The organism is Synechococcus sp. Lug-A (assembly GCF_024345655.1).
GTDB lineage: Bacteria > Cyanobacteriota > Cyanobacteriia > PCC-6307 > Cyanobiaceae > MW101C3.
On record NZ_JAGQBN010000009.1, the window covers coordinates 33965 to 48615 of the forward strand.

Annotated in this window: 13 protein-coding genes; 7 read left to right on the forward strand and 6 right to left on the reverse strand. The window is 68.9% G+C overall.

The window, feature by feature from the left end:
* Window positions 1–4 precede the first annotated feature (4 nt).
* Entirely contained in the window at window positions 5–688 is a 684-nt protein-coding gene (locus tag KBY86_RS08165; protein WP_255140792.1) for a response regulator transcription factor, read from the reverse strand.
* 4 nt (window positions 689–692) lie between these two features.
* On the reverse strand, window positions 693–1790 hold the full coding sequence (locus KBY86_RS08170) for a sensor histidine kinase KdpD (RefSeq protein WP_255140793.1): 1098 nt from the start codon (window positions 1788–1790) through the stop codon (window positions 693–695).
* A gap of 101 nt (window positions 1791–1891) precedes the next feature.
* Between KBY86_RS08170 and kdpA the strand changes: the two genes are divergently transcribed.
* From kdpA to chrA, 6 genes are all read left to right on the forward strand, one after another.
* A complete protein-coding gene (gene kdpA, locus KBY86_RS08175; RefSeq protein WP_255140794.1) occupies window positions 1892–3562 on the forward strand; it encodes a potassium-transporting ATPase subunit KdpA in 1671 nt (556 codons plus the stop codon).
* Window positions 3563–3578: 16 nt separating this feature from the next.
* On the forward strand, window positions 3579–5675 hold the full coding sequence (gene kdpB, locus KBY86_RS08180; RefSeq protein WP_255140795.1) for a potassium-transporting ATPase subunit KdpB: 2097 nt from the start codon (window positions 3579–3581) through the stop codon (window positions 5673–5675).
* Window positions 5676–5756: 81 nt separating this feature from the next.
* Entirely contained in the window at window positions 5757–5942 is a 186-nt protein-coding gene (locus tag KBY86_RS08185; protein ID WP_255099405.1) for a potassium-transporting ATPase subunit F, read from the forward strand.
* 5 nt (window positions 5943–5947) lie between these two features.
* Complete coding sequence (kdpC, locus tag KBY86_RS08190) at window positions 5948–6517, forward strand: K(+)-transporting ATPase subunit C (protein ID WP_315855849.1); 570 nt, start codon at window positions 5948–5950, stop codon at window positions 6515–6517.
* 38 nt (window positions 6518–6555) lie between these two features.
* Window positions 6556–7650 (forward strand): sensor histidine kinase KdpD, encoded by a 1095-nt coding sequence (locus KBY86_RS08195; protein ID WP_255140797.1) that lies wholly within the window; start codon window positions 6556–6558, stop codon window positions 7648–7650.
* Window positions 7651–7704: 54 nt separating this feature from the next.
* Window positions 7705–9168, forward strand: a complete 1464-nt coding sequence (gene chrA / locus KBY86_RS08200; protein WP_255140798.1) for a chromate efflux transporter — start codon at window positions 7705–7707, stop codon at window positions 9166–9168.
* 5 nt (window positions 9169–9173) lie between these two features.
* On the opposite strand, the gene KBY86_RS08205 is transcribed toward chrA, so the two are convergent.
* From KBY86_RS08205 to KBY86_RS08220, 4 genes are read right to left on the reverse strand one after another with little or no spacing between them, the layout of a single operon-like run.
* Complete coding sequence (locus KBY86_RS08205; protein ID WP_094510716.1) at window positions 9174–9917, reverse strand: amino acid ABC transporter ATP-binding protein; 744 nt, start codon at window positions 9915–9917, stop codon at window positions 9174–9176.
* A 2-nt stretch (window positions 9918–9919) separates the two neighbouring features.
* Complete coding sequence (locus KBY86_RS08210; RefSeq protein ID WP_255140799.1) at window positions 9920–11182, reverse strand: amino acid ABC transporter permease; 1263 nt, start codon at window positions 11180–11182, stop codon at window positions 9920–9922.
* Window positions 11182–12168 carry an ABC transporter permease subunit gene (locus KBY86_RS08215; RefSeq protein WP_094510714.1) on the reverse strand — a complete coding sequence of 329 codons (987 nt, stop codon included), beginning with the start codon at window positions 12166–12168 and terminating at the stop codon, window positions 11182–11184. The genes KBY86_RS08210 and KBY86_RS08215 overlap by 1 nt, the downstream gene beginning before the upstream one ends.
* 10 nt (window positions 12169–12178) lie before the next feature.
* Window positions 12179–13324, reverse strand: a complete 1146-nt coding sequence (locus KBY86_RS08220; RefSeq protein ID WP_255140800.1) for an amino acid ABC transporter substrate-binding protein — start codon at window positions 13322–13324, stop codon at window positions 12179–12181.
* Window positions 13325–13467: 143 nt separating this feature from the next.
* On the opposite strand from KBY86_RS08220, the gene pyrC reads away from it, so the two are divergent.
* Complete coding sequence (pyrC, locus tag KBY86_RS08225; RefSeq protein ID WP_255140801.1) at window positions 13468–14562, forward strand: dihydroorotase; 1095 nt, start codon at window positions 13468–13470, stop codon at window positions 14560–14562.
* The last annotated feature ends 89 nt before the right edge of the window (window positions 14563–14651 follow it).

Here is a 14651-nt window from a genome sequence, read left to right on the forward strand (position 1 = left end):
CGCTTTACGGCCGCCGGGGCAGCAGCTTCAGGACGGCCTGGGTTCGGTTGGCCACCTCCAGCTTCTGCATGATCTGGTGGCCGTGGACTCGCACGGTGCCCAGGCTGATGCAGAGCTCGGCGGCGATCTCCCGGTTGCTCAGTCCCCGTGCCATCGCTTCCAGCACCTCCCGCTCCCGGGGAGTCAGCAGGGCCAGGCTGCCGGCGAGGGCAGGTTCCGTGCCATCCACCGGCGAGCAGCTGGCTGCTGCACGATCTGCTGCGGCCAGGGCGTCCGCTTCACCCAGTGCGCGCAGGGCGACGGTGGCCTCCGCATCCCACCACGAGGCTCCCCGCAACACCGACTGGATCGCCAGTTGCAGATCCGCCGCCGCCATGCCCTTGTGCAGGTAGCCCCGTGCTCCCGCGCGCACCAGGCGGTGGCACCAGACGGGGTCATCCTGGCTGGTGACCATCAGCACCGGAATCCGGGGGTGGTCGGTACTGATGCGGCGGCAGGTTTCCAGCCCCCCCAGACCCGGCAGGCCCAGGTCGAGCAGGATCAATTCGAAGGCCTGGTGGCGCAGCAGGTCGAGCGCCTGCTCGCCATCTGCCACCGCCGTCACTGCCTCGATGCCGGTGAAGCCCTGCAGCGTCAATTCGAGCCCCAGTCGGAACAGCTCGTCGTCTTCCACCACCAGCACGCGCATCGGTTCAACCCTCCACCGCCGAATGAGCCGAGCGCCCATTCCTGGCCTCTCCGGCAGCCTCGGGCTCTCCCGGCGGCAACACCACGTCGATTTCGGCCCCGCCGCCCGGCCGGTTGCGCAGCCCGATCGATCCCCCATGGGCGCTGACGATCTGGCGGCAGAGGTAGAGCCCCAGGCCACTGCCTGGCCGCTCCTCCGATAGACGCTGGAAGCGCTGGAACAGCCGGGGGATCTCCTCCTCCGGCACGCCCGGACCGCCATCGGCCACCAGAAGCCGATGGCCGCTGCCATGGTCCGAGAGTTGCACCCGGATGCAGCTGCCCCGCAGGCTGTGGTGAATGGCGTTAATCAGTAGGTTCTCCACCAGCCGTCGCAGCTGGGCCCCATCGCCCCAGAGGCTGTGGGGCTGACGCTGGGAGCTCTCCCCGAAGCCGAGCTGCAGACTGAGTTGCCGCTCCTCCGCCAGGGCGGCGAGGTCGCGGATCACGTCCTCCACCAGGCGGGTGAGGTCCACGGCCTGGCGTTGCAGACGTAGGCCCTCGGCGTCGTTGCGGTAGACCTCCAGCAGCGTCTGAATTTGTTGCAGAGCTCGGTTCTGGCCCCGCTCGATCGTGGCCAGGCGCCGTTGCAGCTGAGGGTCGTGCCGCCTTTCCCCTTGGTTGCTCAGGCTGCGCAGGGTGGCGATTGTGCCCAGGATCGGTGTCTTGAGGTCATGGGCGAGGGTGGCCACGAAATCCCGGCGCAGATCCGCCACGGCCAGCTGGCCTTCCAGCTGCAGCCGCTGGCGTTGCAACGCCTGAATGCGCACGCACTGGCTGGCGCTCAGCACCAAAGCGCCGCAGACGATCAGCCGGTTGGTCAGCACCGAGCCGTCGGGGGGAGTGATGTGCGGAACCACCAGGTTGGCGAGCGTGAGGGCGCAGCTGAGGGCCACATAGCGCCAGATCCGCGCCGGCGGGGCCGTCTCGCTCAACAGCAACAGAGGCAGCACGTACAGATAACCCAGCACCACCGGCACCGGGGTAACCAGCTCCACCAGTGCCACCGCAACGGTGAGCAGGGCCACCTGGCGACTGGGAAAGGCCAGAGCCTCTATACCCATGGGTAGGGAGCTTTGTTTCAACGACATACCCTCCGCTAGTGGCGCCCAGCTGCAGGCGGCAAAGACAGTGATCGGGTCCTCCGCGCCGGACGCTACCGCCGATGACCGACTGGCTACAGGTGGCCCTGCTGATCCTGCTGATGCTGGGCACCTCCCGGCTACTGGGCCGCCACCTCTGGCAGGTGTTCGACGGCCAGCCCCAGCCCTGGCTGGACCGCTGGCTCTCCCCCTTCGAATCCACCCTGCTGCGCTGGGTGGGTGATCCAGGCCGGCCCGCCGAACTGGCCTGGGATTACCTGCGCCCGCTGCTGCTCAGCAACTTCGGCTTCACCGCCGTGGCCCTGCTGCTGCTTCTGGTTCAACCGCCCTGGCTGAATCCCCAGGGGCTGCCGCCGGTGCCCTGGGATCTCTCCTTGCACACCGCTATTTCGTTCGTCACCAACACCGATCAGCAGCACTACCTGCCGGAGCAGACCTTCAGCGATCTCACCCAGCTCGGCGCCATCCAGTTCCTGATGTTCACCTCGGCCGCCACCGGCCTGGCGGTGGGTGTGGCCTTCATCCGCGGGCTCACCGGCCGCCCGCTGGGCAACTTCAACAGCGACCTGATCCGCGCGATCACACGGGTGCTGCTGCCGCTCAGCCTGATGTTCGCTGTGGTGTTGCTGATCCAGGGCGTGCCCATGACCCTGGGCGGTCCGGTGAGCCTGCGCACGCTCGAAGGCGCCACCCAGATCCTGGTGCGGGGCCCGGTGGCGGGTTACGAGGCGATCAAGCAGCTGGGTGAGAACGGCGGCGGCTTCTTCGGGGCCAACTCCGCCCATCCGTTCGAGAACCCCAGCCCCTTCACCAACCTGCTGGCCATGGTGGCGATGCTGGCCATCCCGGCCGCCACCCTCGACGCCTTCGGCCGCTTTCTCGGCAACCGGCGCCAGGCCAATCTGCTGCTACTGCTGGTCACGGGGCTGCTGCTGGCCCTGGCCGTGGTGGCGATCCAGGCTGAGCAGTCCGGCAACCCCCTGCTGGCGCCGTGGCTGAGCGGCCCCAATCTGGAAGGTAAAGAGGTGCGCTTCGGCGCCACCCTCTCCGCCCTGTTCGCCGCCATCACCACCGCCACCATGACCGGCGCGGTGAACGGCTCGATGGATTCGCTCATGCCTGTGGGGGGCATGGTGCCGCTGTTCAACATGTTCCTGCAGGTGGTGTTCGGCGGCCAGGGCACCGGCGCCGCCTACCTGCTGGTGTTCCTGATCCTCACGGTGTTTCTCACCGGCCTGATGGTGGGGCGCACACCCGAGCTGTTCGGCCGCAAGGTGGAGAAGGCGGAAATCGTGTGGAGCAGCCTGATCCTGCTGATCCATCCGTTGTTCGTGCTGGTGCCGGCGGCGCTCACCCTGGCCGATGCGCCAACACTCGCGGGCATCAGCAATCCGGGCTTTCACGGCGTCAGCCAGGTGGTCTACGAGTACACCTCGGCGGCGGCCAACAACGGCAGCGGCTTCGAAGGCCTGGCCGATAACAGCCGGTGGTGGAACCTCAGCACAGTTGTGAGCCTGCTGGGCGGGCGTTACCTGCCGATCTTCGCGCTGCTGCAGCTGGCGGCAGGCTTCGCCCGCAAGCCCCCGGTGCCCCCCGGGCCCGGCACCCTCGCCACCGATACGGCCCTGTTCACGCTGGTGACCGCCGTGGTGATCCTGATCCTCGGCGCTCTCACCTTCTTCCCGGTGCTGGCCCTGGGGCCGATCGCCGAAGCCTTCTCGCTCCCTCGCTGATCGCCCTGCGCCTGCCATGACCATCCTTCAACGGCCCTTCTTCCCGCGCATGCCGCGGGGCCGCCGCGACCAGCGGCGCTACACCGAACGCCCCCGACGCCAGGGTCTGCTGGCCAGGGCCAGCGTGGAAGCGTTCCGCAAGCTCGATCCGCGCCACACGGTGCGCAATCCGGTGATGTTCGTGGTCTGGTGCGGCACGCTCGTGTGCTTGGCCACCACGCTGGAGCCCCAGCTGTTCGGCCTCAGCAGCGAGGCACCAGGTCGGGGCTTCAACGCCGCGCTCGCCGCGATCCTGGTGTTCACCCTGCTGTTCGCCAACTTCGCCGAAGCCCTCGCCGAAGGGCGCGGCAAGGCCCAGGCCGATGCCCTGCGCCGCACCCAGGCGCGCACCCAGGCCCGCCGCCTGCTGCCCGATGGCGGTGAGGCGCTGGTGGATTCCAGCAGCCTGCGCCAGGGGGATCAGGTGCGGGTGAGCAGCGGTGAGCTGATCCCCGCCGATGGCGAGGTGGTGGGTGGGGTGGCAGCGGTGGATGAATCGGCGATCACCGGTGAATCCGCCCCCGTGCTCAAGGAAGCCGGCTCCGATGTGGCCAGTTCGGTCACGGGCGGCACGCGGGTGGTGTCCGATCAGCTCACCATCCGCATCACTGCTGATCCCGGCAAGGGCTTCATCGACCGCATGATCGCCCTGGTGGAGGGCGCTGAGCGCAGCCGCACCCCCAATGAGATCGCCCTCACGGTGCTGCTGGCCGTGCTCACCCAGGTGTTCCTGATCGCGGTGGCCACCCTGCCGCCCGTGGCGGCCTACATCGGCGGGCCCACCCCGGTGGTGGTCCTGGTGGCCCTGCTCGTGGCCCTGATTCCCACCACGATCGGCGGCCTGCTCAGCGCCATCGGCATCGCCGGCATGGACCGGGTGGCGCAGTTCAACGTGATCGCCACGTCCGGCCGGGCGGTGGAGGCCTGCGGCGACATCAACACCCTGGTGCTCGACAAGACCGGCACGATCACCCTGGGCAACCGCCTGGCGGAGGCGTTCCTGCCGGTGGGTGGGCACAGCGAGGCGGAGCTCGCTGCCGTCGCCCTCGGTGCCAGTGGCTTTGACAACACGCCCGAAGGTAAATCGATCGTGCGGCTGGCCGAGAAGCTCGGTGTGAGCGCGGGATTCGACGCGGCGGGGGCCATCGGCCTGGAGTTTTCCGCCCGCACTCGGATGAGCGGCACCGATCTGGCCGATGGCACCGAACTGCGCAAGGGGGCGGTGGATGCCATCAAGGGGTTCGTGCGATCCCGTGGCGGCCAGGCACCCGGCGGGCTGGATGAGGCCTTTGAGCAGGTGTCGCGGCTGGGGGGCACGCCGCTGGCGGTGTGCCGTGGCGACACCATCTACGGCGTGGTCTACCTCAAGGACATCATCAAACCGGGCATGCGCGAACGCTTCGATCAGCTGCGGCGCATGGGCATCCGCAGCGTGATGCTCACCGGCGACAATCCGATCACCGCCGGGGTGATCGCCCGCGAAGCCGGCGTCGACGACTTCATCGCCGAGGCCACCCCGGAAGACAAGATCGCCGTGATCCAGGCGGAACAGCGGCTCGGAAAGCTGGTGGCGATGACCGGCGACGGCACCAACGACGCCCCGGCCCTGGCCCAGGCCAACGTGGGCGTGGCGATGAACTCGGGCACCCAGGCCGCCAAGGAGGCGGCCAACATGGTGGATCTGGACAGCGATCCCACCAAGCTGATCGACATCGTGACGATCGGCAAGCAGTTGCTGATCACCCGCGGGGCGCTCACCACGTTTTCGATCGCCAACGACGTGGCCAAGTACTTCGCGATCCTGCCGGCCCTGTTCGGTGGTGTGGGGCTCGGTCCCCTCAACCTGATGCAGTTGCAGAGCCCCCACTCCGCAATCCTCTCGGCGATGGTGTTCAACGCCGTGATCATTCCCGCCCTGGTGCCCCTGGCCCTGCGAGGGGTGGCGTTCCGCCCGGATTCGGCGGAAACGCTGCTGCGGCGCAACCTGCTCGTCTACGGACTCGGCGGTCTGGTGGTGCCGTTCGTGGGCATCAAGGCGATCGACCTGGCGCTCACGTCACTGCGCCTGGTCTGATTCCGCCATCGCCATTCACACCCAGCGTTTGTCTTCCAATCCCGCCCCCGTGTTCGTTCTCTCTGATCTGAGGCTCCTGCGATGTTCCTGACCCGACCGATCTTCTGGATCCCGTTGCTGCTGGCCGCTGGTGCGGTGGCGGCCTCCGCACTGGTGCGCAGCTTCCACCCACCGCTGCAGACGGGCGCGCTGTCGTTGCTGCTGAGCGGCACCGTGGCGCTGTCGATCTATCTGTTCGTGGTGATCTTTCAGCCGGAGACCTTCTGATGTCCCTGCTTCGCGACGCCCTGCGCGCCCTGCGGCTCACGGCGGCCCTTTGGTTGATCAGCGTGGTGCTCTACACCCTGCCGCTGCTAATGATCGGCCAGGGGCTGTTCCCCGCCCAGGCCAATGGTTCGCTGCTGCGGCTGGAGGGCCGGGTGGTGGGCTCGGCCCTGATCGGCCAGCCCTTCGCCAGCGCGCGCTACTTCTGGGGCCGCCCCAGTGCCATCGCTTACAGCACGGGGCCAGGGGCACCCAGCTCCAGCCCCAGCAACCTGGGTCCCACCAACCCGGCGCTGGCCACGCGGGTGCGTGAGGGCGCGGAGCTGCTGCAAGCCGCCGGGCTCCGCCCACCGGCTGCCGATCTTCTCTATGCCTCAGGCTCTGGCCTTGATCCCCATCTCTCGCCCGGCGCGGCGGCGCAGCAGATCGAGCGGGTGAGTGCGGCGCGCCGCCTCAGCCCCGACCAGCTGCGCCAGCTGGTGCGCCGCCACACCAAAGGCCGCAGCCTGGGGCTGCTGGGGGAGCCGCGGGTGAATGTGCTGACGCTCAACCTGGAGCTCGACCGCCTCGCCCCCTGAACCCTTGCGCCTGAGCCCCACCCGATGAGGTCGTCGCCATGATCCGCTCTTCCAGAGGCCGGGGGCGCCACAAGCTGTTCATCGGCATGGCGCCGGGGGTCGGCAAGACCTACCGCATGCTCCAGGAAGGCCGCGAGCTGCGCCGCGCCGGCACGGATGTGGTGATCGGTGTGCTCGAAACCCATGGCCGAGTGGACACCGCCGCCCAGGCCGAGGGCCTGGAACGGGTGCCGCTGCGCCGCTTCCATCACCAGGGGGTGTGGCTGGAGGAGCTCGATGTGGCCGCCCTGCTGGCCAGACGCCCGCAACTGGTGCTGGTGGACGAGCTGGCCCACACCAACGCCCCCGGCAGCGAGCGGGTCAAGCGCTGGCAGGACGTGGAGCACCTGCTGGCGGCGGGGGTGGATGTGTACTCCACCGTGAACATCCAGCACCTGGAGAGCCTTAACGATCTGGTGGCCCAGCTCACCGGCGTGATCGTGCGCGAACGCTTGCCCGATCGCGTGCTGGAGCGGGCCGATGAGGTGGTGCTGGTGGATGTCACCCCCGAAACGCTGCAGGAGCGCCTGCGCGAAGGCAAGGTTTATGCCAGCGAGAAGGTGGGCCAGGCCCTGGCCCATTTCTTCCAGCGCCGCAACCTGGTGGCCCTGCGGGAGCTTGCCCTGCGGGAAGTGGCCGACCGGGTCGATGACGAAACGTCCCCCGACAGCTCCCTGCGCGAACGGGTGCTGGTCTGTCTGTCGATGTATCCGGGTTCCAGGCGGCTGCTGCGCCGCGCCGCCCGCCTGGCCGGCTTCATGGATGCCCCGCTGCTGGTGGTGATCGTGCTCAACCCCCACCGTTTCCTGACCCGGGAGGAAAGCCTTGTGCTGGAGGATTGCACCCGCCTCAGCAACGACTTCGGCGCTGAGTTCCTGCGTCTCGATAGCGACGATGTGCTTGGCGCGATCGCCCATGTGGCCGCCGAGCGGCGGATCACCCAGATCGTGATGGGCCAGTCGCCACGCTCCCGGGGCCGGGCGCTGCTGGGGCGCTCTTTGGCCGAGAAGCTGCAGCAGCGGCTGGTGGGCCGCCACGTGGATCTGCACCTGATCGCCGACGATCCCCCCACCCCTGGGCCGGCCGGCTCTTAGCTTTGCCCCAGCCATCGGGGTGCGCCTCCCGTAACCCCGCCGGCGTCGGACCCCATGACCCTTGCCACCCCGCCGCCTGAGCCCGCCGCAGAATCCTCTGCGGCTCCCGCCCAGCGGCCGGTTCTCTTCGCAGAGGCCGCCCGCTACTGGCTGGAGCTGGGGCTGATCAGTTTCGGAGGGCCGGCCGGGCAGGTGGCGCTGATGCACAGCGAGGTGGTGGAGCGCCGACGCTGGCTCTCGGAACGGCGCTTCCTGCATGCGCTCAACTACGCCATGGTGCTGCCGGGCCCGGAAGCGCAGCAGCTGGCCACCTACATCGGCTGGCTGATGCACGGCATCCCCGGTGGACTGGTGGCGGGCAGCCTGTTCATCCTGCCCTCGCTGCTGCTGCTGCTGCTGCTTTCGGCGGTCTACGCCATCTGGGGGCAGCTGCCGCTGCTGGTTTCAGTGTTCTGGGCGCTCAAGCCGGCCGTGACGGCGATCGTGATGCAGGCGGCCTGGCGGCTCGGGCGGCGCACCCTGCACAACCCGGTGTTGCTGGCGCTGGCGGTGCTGGCCTTCGGCGGCCTCACCCTGTTGCGGCTGCCCTTTCCCGTGATCCTGCTCACAGCGGCCGTGATCGGCTGGCTCGGCGGTCGCTGGCGTCCGCAGCTGTTCAGCCCGTCTCGCCAGGCCGGCCATGCCCCGACCAGCACCACGGCCAGCGCCGAGCGGCCCCCACTGCATGGCGATGCCACTCCCACCCCCGCCCATGCCCGCTTCGATCGCCGCCGCCTGGCCTTGATCCTGCTGGCCGGGCTCGCCGCGCTGGCGTTGCCGCTGGCGTTGGTGAGCGGCATGGGTGGATGGGATGGGCTGCTGGCCACGATGGCCCGCTTCTTCAGCCGCGTGGCCGTGTTCAGCTTCGGTGGCGCCTATGCGGTGCTGCCCTACGTGGCTCAGGGGGCGGTGGAACAGCACCAGTGGCTGAGCGCCAGCCAGATGATCGACGGCCTGGCCCTCGGTGAAACCACACCGGGGCCCTTGATCATGGTGGTGACCTTCGTGGGCTTCATGGGCGGCTGGAACACCGCGCTCGCCCATCTCAGCGCGGACGCCGCCACCAGCCTCGCTGCGGGCACCGCCACCAGTCTTGCCGCTGCCGCCACGGCCCTGCCGCTGGCCGTGGCGGCGGGCCTCACGGTCACCTGGTTCACCTTCCTGCCGTCGTTCCTGTTAATCCTGGCCGGGGGGCCCTTGGTGGAAGCCAGCCGCGAGGACATCCGCCTCAGCGGGCCGCTCACGGCGATCACCGCCGCGGTGGTGGGCGTGATCGCCAACCTGGCGGTGTTCTTCGCCGGCCATGTGCTCTGGCCCGACGGCGCGGGCGGTGGCTTCGATCCGGCGGCGCTGGCGCTGATGGTGGCGGCGGCCGTGGCCCTGCTGCGCTGGCGCTGGCCGGTGCTCCGGCTGATCCTCACGGCGGCCCTGATCGGCGCCGGCCGCCAGCTGGCCGTCTGGGCCGGGCTGCTGGGCTGAACCGCTCAGAGGATCTGGGCCAGGAACTGACGGCTGCGCTCGTGCTGGGGGTTGGTGAAGAAGGTGGTGGGGGCCGCTTCCTCCACGATCTGCCCCTCCGACATCAGCACCACCCGGTGCGCCACCTCGCGCGCGAAGCCCATTTCGTGGGTCACCACCACCATCGTCATGCCGTCGGCGGCGAGGGCGCGCATCACCTCCAGCACCTCCCCCACCATCTCTGGGTCGAGGGCGCTGGTGGGTTCATCGAACAGCAGGATGCGCGGTTCCATGCAGAGCGAGCGGGCGATCGCCACCCGCTGCTGCTGGCCGCCGGAGAGCTGGCCGGGGTACTTGCCCGCCTGCTCGGCGATGCCCACCCGCTCCAGCAGACCCAGGGCCTGGGCCTCCACCTCGGCCTTCCGCCGCTTGCGCACCACCACCGGCGCCAGCGTGAGGTTCTCCAGCACGGTGAGATGAGGAAAGAGGTTGAACTGCTGGAACACCATGCCGGTGTCGCAGCGGATCGCATCGATGTTGCGCAGGTCGTTGGAGAGGGCGATGCCATCGATGGTGATCGTGCCCTCCTGGAAGTCTTCGAGGGCGTTGAAGGTGCGGATGAAGGTGCTCTTGCCTGAGCCCGAGGGCCCCATGATCACCACCACCTCGCCGCGGCTCACGCTCAGATCCACGCCGCGCAGGGCATGGAAGCCGTTGGGGTACCACTTCTGGACCCCGCGGGCCTCGATCATCGGCTGACTGGCGGTCATGGTCAGGTGGGGGAGTGGGAGGGATCGAGGCGGCGCTCCAGAGCCCGGCTGCCCAGGCCAAGGGCGGCGCAGCAGCACCAGAACAGCACCGCAAGGGTGAGGTACACCTCGGCGTTTTTGCCGAGGAATTCCGGATTGGCCATCACCGTACGGGCGGTACCGAGCAGATCGAGCAGGCCGATCAATGACAGCAAGGTGGTGTCCTGCAGCAGGGAGATGAACTGCCCCACCGTGGCGGGCAGGGCGATGCGCAGGGCCTGGGGCAACACCACATGCCGCAGGGCCTGCGGCACCGAGAGCCCCAGCGAGCGGGCGGCCTCCAGCTGTCCGACGGGCACCGCCGCCAGTCCGGCGCGCACAGCTTCCGCCAGATAGGCCCCGCAGAAGAAGGTGAGCACCCAGGCGGCCCGCCAGACGCGGTCGGGGGCCCAGCCGCCGGGAAGCATGTAGCCGAGGATGTTCTGCCCCAGGAACAGCAGGGTGATCAGCGGGGCGCCACGGATGAACTCGATGTAAAGCACCGAGCTCCAGCGCAGCAGCGGCAGGGTGCTGCGGCGGCCCAGGGCCACCACGATGCCGATCGGGAAGCTGAGCAGGATGGCGAAGCTGGCCATCAGCAGGGTGAGCAGCAGGCCGCCCCACTCCGACGGCGGCACGTGCGGAACGCCCAGCCCGCCGGCGATCAGCACCATGCCGAACAGGTAGAGCGCCGGCCAGAACAGCGGCAGAAAGCGCAGCAGGCGGCGCGGCACCAGCCGCCCCCACTGCCCAGACACTCCCCGCAGCATCAGCAGCAGCGCCGTGATCGCCCACCAGCGCAGCTGCAGGGGCAGCGGCAGCTTCAGCGCAGCCGGCAGCCAGGCGGCCAGAAAGGCCAGCACGGCGATGGCCACCAGGTCGTTGACGGGCCAGAGCGAGCCGGTGCGATCGGCGCGCGGATGGCTGCGCAGCAGGCCCCAGCTCACACCGATCGTGGCCGCCGCCAGGGTCACCAGCAGCCAGAGGCGCCATTGCTGCGGCAGCGGGTAGCGCCCCACGGCAAACAGGGTGGTGTTGGCCTGGATCACCGCCCACTGGGCCTGGCGGAAGGCCCACTGCCACAGGCCCACCGCAGCGGCCAGCAGGGCAGCGAGCAGCACCACGCTGATCACCCCGTCGAGGGGAGTGGCGAACAGCTCCTGACGCAGCGCCCCGCGCCAGCTACGGCGGGCGGAGGGGGGAGCGGGCCGGGGCGGCTGCAGCGGCGGGGAGGAGGAGGAGGTCATCAGCGCTCGCGAATCTGCACCAGTTGGTTGACGCCGTTCATCAGCACCGAAATCACCAGATCGATCAGCAGATAGGCGCCCAGCAGCAGCAGGAACACTTCCAGGGCGCGGCCCGTCTGGTTGAGGGTGGTTTCAGAGACGGAATAAAGATCGGCGTAGCCCACCGCCACCGCCAGGGCGGAGTTTTTGGCCAGGGAGATGTATTGGCTGTTGAGCCCTGGAACGATCACCCGCAGCGCCTGGGGCAACACCACCCTGCGCATCGTGGCGCTCCAGTGCAGGCCCAGGGAAGTGGCCGCTTCCCACTGCCCGCGTGGCACCGCGGCGATGCCGCCGCGCACCACCTCGGCCACGAAGGCGCCGGTGTAGGTGATCAGGCCGGTGATCAGGGCCGAGAACTCCACCGACAGGCGCAGCGGCGCCTGCCAGACGTCGTTCACCAGGGTGGGCCCCTGCCAGCGGAAACCCTCGGCAAACCAGGCGAGATACAGCCCCGATTTGGAGAGCACCACCCCAGGAAGTTGCAGGGCCGCCGTGCTGTTCGGCAGCGCCAGGAACACCACGAAATACCAGAACAGCAGCTGCAGCAGCAACGGGATGTTGCGGATCACCTCCACATACACCCGCGCCAGGCGGCGCAGCAGGCCATTGCCGCTGAAGGCGGCCATGCCCACCGCCGTGCCCAGGAGCGTGGCCCCCACCAGGCCCACCACGATTGCCCGCAGGCTGTTCACCAGCCCCACCAGCAACACCCGCCAGTAGGGCATGGAGGCATCGAAGGGGATGAGGCTTTCGGCCACATCGAAGCTCGAAGGTTGCCCGAGCCAGCGCCAGGTGAGCAGCAGCCCGGCGGCGGTGAGGTTGCGCACCAGGTTGCCCATCAGCAGGGCGATCACCACCAGGATCGCCAGCCCCACAGCCCCCTGGACCAGCCAGGGAACCACGCGCCGATCCCGCCACCAGGGAACCCGCTGGATGTCGCTCATTGCGAGGTGCTCAACGGAAGGGCGGCGAGTAGATCAGCCCACCGTCTTTCCACTGCCGGTTCTCGGCCCGTTCGAGCTTGAGCGGGGAGCCGGTGCCCACATTGCGCTCGAAGATCTCGCCGTAGTTGCCCACCGCAGCGATCGCCTTCGGCACGAAATCCGCCGGCAGGCCCAGCTGCTTGCCGAAATCCCCTTCCACGCCAAGGAAACGGCGCAGGTCGGCCAGGTTGGTGTTGGCCTTGGCTTCCGCCACCTTGGCGGCCACGTTGTCCTGGGTGATGCCCAGCTCCTCCGCCTGGAACAGGGCGAAGAGGGTCCAGCGCAGGGCATCGGCCCAGGCGGGATCACCGTTGACGGTGGCGGGGGTGAGCGGTTCCTTGCTCATCACTTCCGGCAGCAGGATGTGGGCATCGGGCTGCGGGAAGCTGCTGCGCTTGGCGGCCAGCTGGGAACGGTCGCTGGTCACGGCCACGCAGCGGCCGCCCAGGTAGGCGGCGTAGGTCTGGTCGCCAGTCTGGAATTTGAGCGGGGTGTAGGCGATGCCCTGCTCGCGCATGCGATCAGCCAGGTTGAGCTCGGTGGTGGTGCCGCTCTCCACGCAGATCGGCTTGCCGGCCAGATCCTTGAGGGTCTTGATGCCGCTGGCCACCGGGGCCATCAGGCCCTGACCGTCATAGAAGGTGGTGGGACCGAAGGAAATGCCGTTGCCGCCGGCTGAATCGCGGCTCAGGGTCATGGTGGTGTTGCGGGCCAGCATGTCCACCTCGCCGCTGGCGAGGGCTGCAAAGCGCTCACTTGAGTTGAGGTCGCGGTATTCCACCTTCGACGGATCGCCGAGCACGGCGGCGGCCACGGCCCGGCAGGTGTCGGCATCCAGGCCGCTGTAGTTGCCGTCGGGGCCGAGGAAGCTGAAGCCCGGCAGCTTGCCATCCACGCCGCAGACGAGCTTGCCGCGGCTGCGGATCGTGTCCATCTTCTGGCTCTGCACCCCTTCGCCGCCGCCGCCGTCGTTGGCGCAGCTGGTCAGCAGCAGGGACAGCGCCACCGGAGCCGCCGCCAGCAGGGATCGCAGACGCGACCCCTGCAGACGTGAAGGCTGCAGACCTGATGGTTGCAGACGCGATGGTTGCAGGCGCGGTGATCGCAGCTGAAGCATCAGGGGCTGTGGCGAAGTGAGCGCAGTTTGCCAGCAGGACACAAGGAGTGCCGGTCACAACGCCCACACGTTGCACGACCGCTCTCCATCCCCTCAGAGGAAGGCGATGATGGCGTTCAGGTCCGGGCCTGGGTCGCCGTTTGATGTCCGTTTCCTCAGCCGCGCCGGACCCGGCCTCCCCTGCCCTGGTGATGCGTCGCCCGGATGACTGGCACGTGCATCTGCGCGACGGCCCCCTGCTCAACGCGGTGGTGGCTGCCACGGCGCGGGCGTTCGGGCGGGCGATCGTGATGCCCAACCTGAGCCCGCCGATCACCACGGCGGCGATGGCCGAGGCCTACCGCCAGCGGATCCTGGCCGCCCTGCCGCCCGGCAGCCGCTTCCAGCCGCTGATGACCGCCTACCTCACTGACACGATCGATCCGGCGGAACTGGAGCGGGGCCATGCGGCCGGCATCTTCACGGCCGTAAAGCTCTATCCGGCCAACGCCACCACCAATTCGGCCCATGGCGTGACCGACATCGCCAGGCTCACGCCCGTGTTCGAGACGCTGGAGCGCATCGGCATGCCGCTGCTCCTGCATGGTGAGGTCACCGACGCGGAGATCGACATCTTCGATCGCGAAGCGGTGTTCATCGAGCGGCACCTGAAGCCGCTGCTGGAGCGCTATCCCCGCATGCGGGTGGTGCTCGAGCACATCACCACCAGCGAAGCGGTGGCCTTCGTGGAGAGCCAGGCGGGTGGCGATAGCCCACGCCTGTGCGCCACGATCACCCCCCACCACCTGCAGCTCAACCGCAACGCAATGTTCAGCGGTGGGATCTGGCCCGACTTCTACTGCCTGCCGGTGATCAAGCGGGAACGGCATCGCCTGGCCCTGCGCCGTGCCGCCGTCTCCGGCAACCCCTGCTTCTTCCTCGGCACCGATTCCGCCCCCCATCGCCGCTCCGCCAAGGAAGCGGCCTGCGGCTGCGCCGGCATCTTCAATGCGCCCCATGCGCTGGAGAGCTACGCCCAGGTGTTCGAGCAGGAGGGGGCGCTGCACCGGCTCGAAGCCTTCGCGTCGCTCTACGGCCCCCGCTTCTACGGCCTGCCGCCCCACGAGCAGACCGTGGAATTGCGCCGCGAGCCGGTGCCGGTGCCACGGCGCCTGGAGCTGGCCGATGGCAACGGCGGTGTGGAGGTGCTGGTGCCATTCCACGCCGGCCAGACTCTGCCCTGGCGCCTGGTCGACTGAGGGGACATCACGCGGCGGCGAACTCTGCCACGCCCATCGTTCGGCGCCGGCTTCCTCGGCTTGCATCCTCCCTGTGGAGAGGCACTGAG

Coding starts and splice junctions, on each gene's coding strand:
- KBY86_RS08165 (WP_255140792.1), bottom strand. CDS start 688: ATGCGCGTGCTGGTGGTGGAAGACGACGAGCTGTTCCGACTGGGGCTC.
- KBY86_RS08170 (WP_255140793.1), bottom strand. CDS start 1,790: ATGGGTATAGAGGCTCTGGCCTTTCCCAGTCGCCAGGTGGCCCTGCTC.
- kdpA (WP_255140794.1), top strand. CDS start 1,892: ATGACCGACTGGCTACAGGTGGCCCTGCTGATCCTGCTGATGCTGGGC.
- kdpB (WP_255140795.1), top strand. CDS start 3,579: ATGACCATCCTTCAACGGCCCTTCTTCCCGCGCATGCCGCGGGGCCGC.
- KBY86_RS08185 (WP_255099405.1), top strand. CDS start 5,757: ATGTTCCTGACCCGACCGATCTTCTGGATCCCGTTGCTGCTGGCCGCT.
- KBY86_RS08195 (WP_255140797.1), top strand. CDS start 6,556: ATGATCCGCTCTTCCAGAGGCCGGGGGCGCCACAAGCTGTTCATCGGC.
- chrA (WP_255140798.1), top strand. CDS start 7,705: ATGACCCTTGCCACCCCGCCGCCTGAGCCCGCCGCAGAATCCTCTGCG.
- KBY86_RS08205 (WP_094510716.1), bottom strand. CDS start 9,917: ATGACCGCCAGTCAGCCGATGATCGAGGCCCGCGGGGTCCAGAAGTGG.
- KBY86_RS08210 (WP_255140799.1), bottom strand. CDS start 11,182: ATGACCTCCTCCTCCTCCCCGCCGCTGCAGCCGCCCCGGCCCGCTCCC.
- KBY86_RS08215 (WP_094510714.1), bottom strand. CDS start 12,168: ATGAGCGACATCCAGCGGGTTCCCTGGTGGCGGGATCGGCGCGTGGTT.
- KBY86_RS08220 (WP_255140800.1), bottom strand. CDS start 13,324: ATGCTTCAGCTGCGATCACCGCGCCTGCAACCATCGCGTCTGCAACCA.
- pyrC (WP_255140801.1), top strand. CDS start 13,468: ATGTCCGTTTCCTCAGCCGCGCCGGACCCGGCCTCCCCTGCCCTGGTG.